9 protein-coding genes and 1 pseudogene are annotated in these 6,637 nt (G+C 56.4%); 2 read left to right on the top strand and 8 right to left on the bottom strand.

All coding sequences use genetic code 11. The features are described 5' to 3' along the window. Positions 1-82 precede the first annotated feature (82 nt). The 3 genes from AC2FNE_RS24090 to AC2FNE_RS24080 form a co-directional block, all read right to left on the bottom strand. A complete protein-coding gene (locus AC2FNE_RS24090; protein WP_496806507.1) occupies positions 83-319 on the bottom strand; it encodes a hypothetical protein in 237 nt (78 codons plus the stop codon). A gap of 1 nt (position 320) precedes the next feature. After that, positions 321-650: a helix-turn-helix domain-containing protein gene (locus AC2FNE_RS24085; RefSeq protein WP_353392078.1), complete on the bottom strand. Its 330-nt coding sequence runs from the start codon at positions 648-650 to the stop codon at positions 321-323. Between the two features lie 397 nt (positions 651-1,047). Beyond that, positions 1,048-1,857 carry a GntR family transcriptional regulator gene (locus tag AC2FNE_RS24080; RefSeq protein WP_496806506.1) on the bottom strand — a complete coding sequence of 270 codons (810 nt, stop codon included), beginning with the start codon at positions 1,855-1,857 and terminating at the stop codon, positions 1,048-1,050. Between the two features lie 60 nt (positions 1,858-1,917). Here AC2FNE_RS24080 and AC2FNE_RS24075 point away from each other — a divergent pair, with 60 nt between their 5' ends. Next, entirely contained in the window at positions 1,918-2,949 is a 1,032-nt protein-coding gene (locus tag AC2FNE_RS24075) for a transporter substrate-binding domain-containing protein (RefSeq protein WP_496806505.1), read from the top strand. An 85-nt stretch (positions 2,950-3,034) separates the two neighbouring features. After that, positions 3,035-3,268, top strand: coding sequence for a hypothetical protein (locus AC2FNE_RS24070; RefSeq protein WP_496806504.1), 234 nt, complete (start codon positions 3,035-3,037; stop codon positions 3,266-3,268). A 17-nt stretch (positions 3,269-3,285) separates the two neighbouring features. On the opposite strand, the pseudogene AC2FNE_RS24065 reads toward AC2FNE_RS24070, so the two are convergent. From AC2FNE_RS24065 to AC2FNE_RS24045, 5 genes and pseudogenes are all read right to left on the bottom strand, one after another. Then, positions 3,286-3,708 (bottom strand): annotated as a pseudogene (locus tag AC2FNE_RS24065) (Tn3 family transposase); the annotation flags it as partial. 82 nt (positions 3,709-3,790) lie between these two features. Beyond that, the gene (locus AC2FNE_RS24060; protein ID WP_496806503.1) at positions 3,791-3,997 is read right to left on the bottom strand and encodes a hypothetical protein; all 207 of its coding nucleotides are present in this window, start codon (positions 3,995-3,997) and stop codon (positions 3,791-3,793) included. Positions 3,998-4,016: 19 nt separating this feature from the next. Further along, entirely contained in the window at positions 4,017-5,036 is a 1,020-nt protein-coding gene (hflC, locus tag AC2FNE_RS24055) for a protease modulator HflC (protein WP_010442286.1), read from the bottom strand. Next, positions 5,033-6,100: an FtsH protease activity modulator HflK gene (gene hflK, locus AC2FNE_RS24050; protein WP_496686527.1), complete on the bottom strand. Its 1,068-nt coding sequence runs from the start codon at positions 6,098-6,100 to the stop codon at positions 5,033-5,035. The genes hflC and hflK overlap by 4 nt, the downstream gene beginning before the upstream one ends. Positions 6,101-6,175: 75 nt before the next feature. Further along, the coding region (locus AC2FNE_RS24045; RefSeq protein ID WP_496806502.1) for a hypothetical protein at positions 6,176-6,637 on the bottom strand (462 nt) is incomplete at its 5' end.

The raw sequence follows: 6,637 nt of genomic DNA, 5'->3' as shown, positions 1-6,637 counted from the left end.
GGGTCAAATCACGCCCGGACTCTGTCCATTTCGCCAATTTGCGGAACTCGCATCTTAAACCCGCTGCCACACCGCGTTCTTGTTATCCAACCAAAACTTCGCAACGGAACCGGAACATGTCCATTCCAGCAGACGGGGGGAAAATGCCTCCCGTTAGAGGAAGGGCCTGGTCGATGGGAAAATTGTCGTTTCGCGCCAGCCATGTGGCGTCATACTCAAAGAGGACACGTTCGGTGCCGCGCGCGGGTGCGCAGCGTAAGAGGCCAACGGCGCGGATCTCGCCCCCATAGTCGAGAAAGATTTCAACCTCGCGTGTCACTTCAAGCTCCGGTCTTCTTGCTGGAGGACAGATGAACGCGTTTCGGCAGGCGCTCAAGGGAGGTGGCGGAGCCCGTGGGGTCGTTCTGGGAATCTGCGATGCCGGCAAGCCCGTCCAATAGACCAAGGGCCTGAAGCACAGCTGCATAAATGCCGATGGAGACGCCGGGATCGCCTTTTTCAACCTTGACCATGGTAGGCTTGGAAATGCCTGCACGCTCTGCGATGATACCCGCTGGCAAGCCGCGACGGAGCCGGGCATCCTTGATGTCCAGACCGAGCTTTCTAACGGTGCGTTTGGCTGCCGGAGGCGGCAGGAATCTGGCAGGCAAAGTAAACATCCTTTAACTGTATTGCAGGATAAGATAAGCGTAAGCTTACCTTAAAGCAACTTCCAATTAGGGAAGTGGGTCCTATGCAACCCCTTGGTGTAGGTTCGGGCACAACTTTGCATTTTGGTAAAACTTTGCACGTCGGCGCGAACGCTTGGAGAACCAGGACTATGGCAAAGCTCAGATTAGTAGAAGCGGTAGGCGCAGCACTGGCGAGTCGGGCGGAGAGTGTGAATTCGCCGCACTTTGAACAAATGTCCGCTTTGCAAATATGTCAGTCGTTGTGGTCAAAACAAGCAAAAAGCAGTCGCCACTAAAAGGAGATTCAATCCGCCCCAGTTGATTGGTTCCATTGGATCGTTTGTCCTGCCATGTTTCTTTTCTTTACCGGCTTCGGTTACTTCTCAAAACCCGAGAAATCGATGTCTTCAAGATACTGTGCTTTCATAAAATTCGTGAAACGGTCGTGGAATTGCCGGGTATGCTCGTGAGCCAAGCGGTCTGCCAATTCTAAGTCCTGTGCTTCGATTGCCTTGATCATGTCGAAGTGCTCGGATTGCAGCAGATGGTCGGTGGTTGATGACTGCAAGTAATCGAAATGCATGTGCAGAATTCGACGACCCTCGTCCAGCAGTTGCCCATAGCTCTTGGCAAAATATGGGTTCTTGCCGCCCGCAGCGACAGCCATGTGAAAAGCCTTATTGGCCTCTGACATCCGCAGATGATCATTGGCTTCGCAAGCGGCATCGAAATCCCGGGCCTTTTCCAGCATCAACTCGACATCCGCGCCGGTGCGATGCTTTGCGGCGAGGCGGGTGTTGATCCGCTGCAAGGCATCCAGCGCTTCTACGTAACGCGGGAATTCGGCGAGGTTGATGGGGGCCACAAGGGTCGAGCGGTTCGACAGTGTTTCCGCAAGTCCATCAGCTGTCAGTCTGACCAACGCCTCGCGGATCGGGGAGCGGGACATGGCGAATCTTTGTGCCAGTACGGTTTCTTCCAGTACTGCCCCGGGGGCCAATTCGAGCGTCAGAATTTCGCGTTTGAGGGTTTCGTAGACAAATTTCGCACCGCCACCTTTGGCCTGTTTCGGAGTTGCTTTCTCAGGATATTCTTTGTTTGCAGGCATTTGGCGCGGTTCTCTCGGTTTTACTTCCTGTCTGTCTTCGTAGCGTCTTTCGCCGCTTTCTACAAAAAGTATTGACATGTCGCCACCGTGTCGACAGGTTTTGAGTCGACACAGTGTCGACACCCGGAGGAGGTTATTGTGAAAACAACGATGAAGATGCTGATCGCAGGTGCTGCTCTTGTGGGGGGCGCACAGGCCGCGCAGGCGGAAAGCCGTCTGAATACAGTTCTGGAGCGCGGATCGCTTCTGTGCAGCGGCCACAACGGCAGCTTTCTTGGCTTTGCGGAAGTGGACGACAAAGGCACTTGGAAAGGTGTCGATATCGACCTGTGCCGCGCCCTGGCCGCCGGCTTGTTTGGTACATCCGAAGGCAAACTGGAGATCGTACCGATCAGCTGGGCGCAGCGCTGGCCGGCATTGCAGTCAGGCGACATCGACGTGGTCATCAAGGTTTCGGGCTGGACTCAGAGCCGCGATACCGAACTGAACCTCGCCTTCAGCCGCCCCTATTTCATAGGTGCTTTCCAAACGATGGCACACGCGTCCCTGGGGGCTCAAACAATGGCCGACCTGAGCGGTGGCACCTTGTGCGTTGCCGCAGGCACCTCGACCGAACGTTCGGCGGCCGCCTATCTCGAAGGAAAGGGGATCGAAGTCGAGCTTCTGACCTTCGAAAACGGCGATGAGTTGCGCAATGCCTATTACGAAGGCCGTTGCGACGGGCAGGTTGAATGGGCCCCCAGCCTGGCCGCCGGCCGGGTGGATGCGCCCAATGGCGCCGAGAAGCATGTCATCTTGCCGGACGTGATCGATCTTGAAGGCGAAGGTATCATCGTGCCAGAGGGCGATCCGGATTGGCTGGATGTGCAGAACTGGATGCTGTCTTCGCTGTGGTTCGCCGAGGCCAACGGGATCACTTCTGAAAACGTGGATGAGGTTCGCGCCAACCCGCCGACCGCAACGATCGAGAAATTCCTTGGCGTGACGCCGGGCTATGGCGCGCGTTTGGGCGTGTCGGACGATTGGGCCTACAACATGATCAAAGAAGTCGGGAACTTCGCCGAGATCTACGATCGCAACATCGGCAAGAACTCCCCCTACAATCTGCCGCGTGGCGTGAATGCCCTCTATTCGGATGGCGGGGTTTTCTTCCCGATGATCATCGACTGATCCATCATTTCGCGTGGGTGGCAGTCAGAGTGCGCCTGTCACCCATCGATTTCACCCATGTCTTTTCCGTTAGTAGAGCCGCCTCATGTCCGCGATCCTTAAAAACAGACGCATCCGCAACAACGGGTTCCAACTGGCTTTCGTCGGGTCGATCCTGTTGATTATTGTGGTTTTTGTCGTCACCGCACGGACCAACCTCGAAGCACAAGGCCTGACTTCGGGGTTTGATTTTTTGAGCCAATCGACGGGCTGGCGCATTAGCTTTTCGCTCATCGAGTACAGCACTTCATGGGGTCTGCTCCGGCTGGGGGCAGAATGACACCCTAAGGTTGGGCGTCATCGATTTTTCCACCTGTATTCGCCTGTGAGCAGGATATGCGCCCACCCGAGCGGCGAGATGTGCGCTAGAAGTTCTGGCGAACAGTCGAGGCCGGTGCCCTTTCGGGCTTCAACTGCTTGGCCAAGATGTTTGGTGTTCCAATAAATGACGATCGCGGCCAGCAGGTTCAGCCCGGCCATGCGGTAGTGCTGCCCTTCAGAAGTTCGGTCTCGGATTTCGCCCTGGCGACCGATACGGAGGGCGTTTTTCAATGCATGATGCGCTTCCCCCTTGTTCAGACCGATCTGGGCGCGGCGCTGCATGTCGGCGTCCAGCAACCAGTCGATAATGAACAGAGAGCGCTCGATCCGCCCGATCTCCCGTAAAGCAACAGCCAATTCGTGTTGACGGGGATATGATGCGAACTTCCTCAATAACTGGCCCAACTGACCCGAGCGTGCATATTTGGGCGTCATGAAAAACAAATAGTGAACATGTAAACCAGTTGCCATTCGTTGTGCCCTATGCGAACCGATAAGACGCGGACAAACTGGACTTTTGCGTTTGCGGCGGATGCACGTGCCGAAAACCCAAAACTTTGAACCTATTAAACGCGGATGGAGTGGATGGCGTCTGCTCCCAAACGCCGCGTTTGCGGCAACGGGTGTCGGTCGCAATCTGGCGTTCGGCGCTTCGCGTTTCGTCTAAATCCACCGGTTCTTCCGTCATCTCTTTGTCCTCCGATTCATCAGCGTTCGGCCGCAGCCGTCAGGCCGGGAGGGGGAGGAGACGTACTCCCAGACGGCTCTCCGGCCTCCATTCCTCTCAGAAACCTGAAAAGTTCGCTATCGGTTGTCAGGACCAGCGTCGTTCCGCCTGAAATCATGTCCTTGTAGGCCTGCATTGTCCGGGTAAACGCATAGAATTCGGCTGCTTGGGCGTCGATGTTGTAGGCTTTTGCGTAGATCGCAGCCGCCGAGGCGTCAGCCACGCCGCGGATTTCCTCGACGGCGCGATACGCTTCGGATTGTATCTTGTTCAGATCGCGAACCCGGTTGCCGCGAATTCGCGCGGCTTCGCCATTGCCTTCGGAAAGAAAACGTTCAGCGATCTGGCGGCGCTCGGAGATCATGCGGTCATAGATCTTCGGACGCACACTCTCGTTGTAATTGATCCGCTTGAAACGGATATCGAGAAGCTCGATCCCAAATACACGAACCTTCTCTGAGGCGGCTGCGAAAATCTCTTGTTCCACAAGTGCGCGGCCTTTCTGGATAGGAACCAGAGAACCTATGTCCTGCGCGCGCTCCTCATCAGTCAGAAGCGTGTCCCGCAGCGGGATCCGGCCTTTCGTAGTCCGGATAATCTCTATCAACTCGTGTTTTGCGACGGCATTGCGGGTTTCGCTGCCGAGAATATCGTCCAGACGGGATTGCGCGCTGCGCTCATCGCGCAGCCGCAGGAAATATTGCAACGGGTCGGTGATTTTCCAGCGGGCGAACAGATCGACGGAAATGTAGAGCTTGTCCTTAGTGGGCATGTCGGACGGATTGCCATCCCACTCAAGAACCCGGCGGTCGATCCGGTTGACTTCTTGAACGATGGGCAACTTCAGCTTTAAACCGGCCGTTATAACTGGTTCTCCCACGGGTTTGCCGAATTGGGTGATAATGGCCTGTTCGACTTCGCCAACTGTGTAGAGGGAACCAGAGGCAATCACGCCAACTGCAGCCGCAATCCCTGCAATGAGGCCCAGTCTGATGCTCATGACGGGTCCTCCTGAAGCCTGTCCAGGTTCAAAAGCGGCAGGATGCTCGTAGTCGATCCTTCGACAATGATTTTTGACAGGATTGTGGGCAGAACATCCTGGAGGGTTTCTATGTATATCCGCCGCCTCGTGACCTCTGGTGCCTTGACGTATTCGGCCAAAAGCGCGGTGAACCGCGCAGCGTCGCCTTCCGCCTCGTTGATGCGTTTCAGGCGATAACCGTCAGCCTCTCGAATCCGCTGATCTTTCTCGCCCTCGGCCAGCGGAATGACTTTGTTGTACTCGCGGCGCGCCTCGTTGATCAGGCGTTCCTTTTCCTGCTGTGCCTGGTTGACCTCATTGAATGACGCCTGAACAGGCCCCGGCGGGTTGATGTTCTTCAGCTGCACCTGGTCGATACTGATGCCCATGGCGTATTTCGTGGACAGAGCCTGCATCTTAAAAAGTGCCTCGCTCTCAATCTCCTGCCGGCCGATGGTGATGACCTCGTCAACCGTGCGGTCTCCAACGACCTCGCGCATCACGGACTCAGAGACGTAGCGCAAAGTCGCGCTTGGCTCGCGTACCTCGAACAGAAACTTCAGGGGATCCGAGATCCGGTATTGCACCACCCATTCCACAAGCGCGGCGTTCAGATCTCCCGTGACCATTTCGGTTTCACGTCGGCCGTCTGACGGGCTTTGGAAGGGATCACTCCTGCCCGGCGTGGTGAATCCGAATTCCTGCTTCAGTTGCCGTTTCACGGGCACCAGTGTGGCAACGTCGATGCCAAACGGGAATTTGAAATGCAGGCCAGGCGAAACCTCAGCAGTGTATTTGCCAAAACGCTGGACAACGGCGACCGAGTCGCTCGGGACTGTGTAATAAGAAGACCAGGCTGCAACCGCCGCCAAGACTATCGCTCCTGCAACCAGTACCCCTCTCAGAGGCGGCCGCCCTTCAGGGAGTAATCCGCTCAGGCGGTCGCGGCCTTGACGAAGAAGATCGTCAATCTCGGGAGGATTGCTCTTCTGTTTGCTTTGCCATGGCCCACGGTCTTCCGGGCCGCCGTTCTGGTCGGGCATATCGTTTTCTCCCTTGCTCGTGCGAACCGGCACCCGGCGCAGACCTTGGCGGTCGGCGGGGTAGATCCACGTGTCTTATTCCCTCTGTGTCGGCATTCCTTCGTTCTCCGCAGCCTGTATTTGTGAGTTTTCTTGTGGCGATGTACCTGTTGTATCCGCATCCCGTGCCTCTTTGTCCGCCTGAGATGCGCGCCCGCCCGCGTAGAGATGCCGAAGCTGCATCTCGGAAACACCGTCGGCCTCCATCACCAGCCGAACCATCGGGTCTGCGAGCATCTCTTCCAGGAAAAGTTCTGCCAGATCTTTTCCCGTCAGCTTGTCCTTTGCCAGGGCGTCATCGAGGTCCGCCAGTGAAACGGCCAAGGTTCTCGTCAGACCGGGGTGGGATGCCCGGGAATGCAGTCTCACCGCTACAGATGCTTTCCAGGCTTCAGGGTGCAGATGGTCGGGCGGTGAGGACAGTTCCGTTTCAATATCGTATTCTCCTGCCGGAAGCGTCTCGTCGAAGCCAGGCAAACTGAAGGGCCGGGTGAAAAC

This window comes from Ruegeria sp. YKSD179, from assembly GCF_059612885.1.
This window is presented reverse-complemented; position numbering and strand designations above follow the sequence as displayed.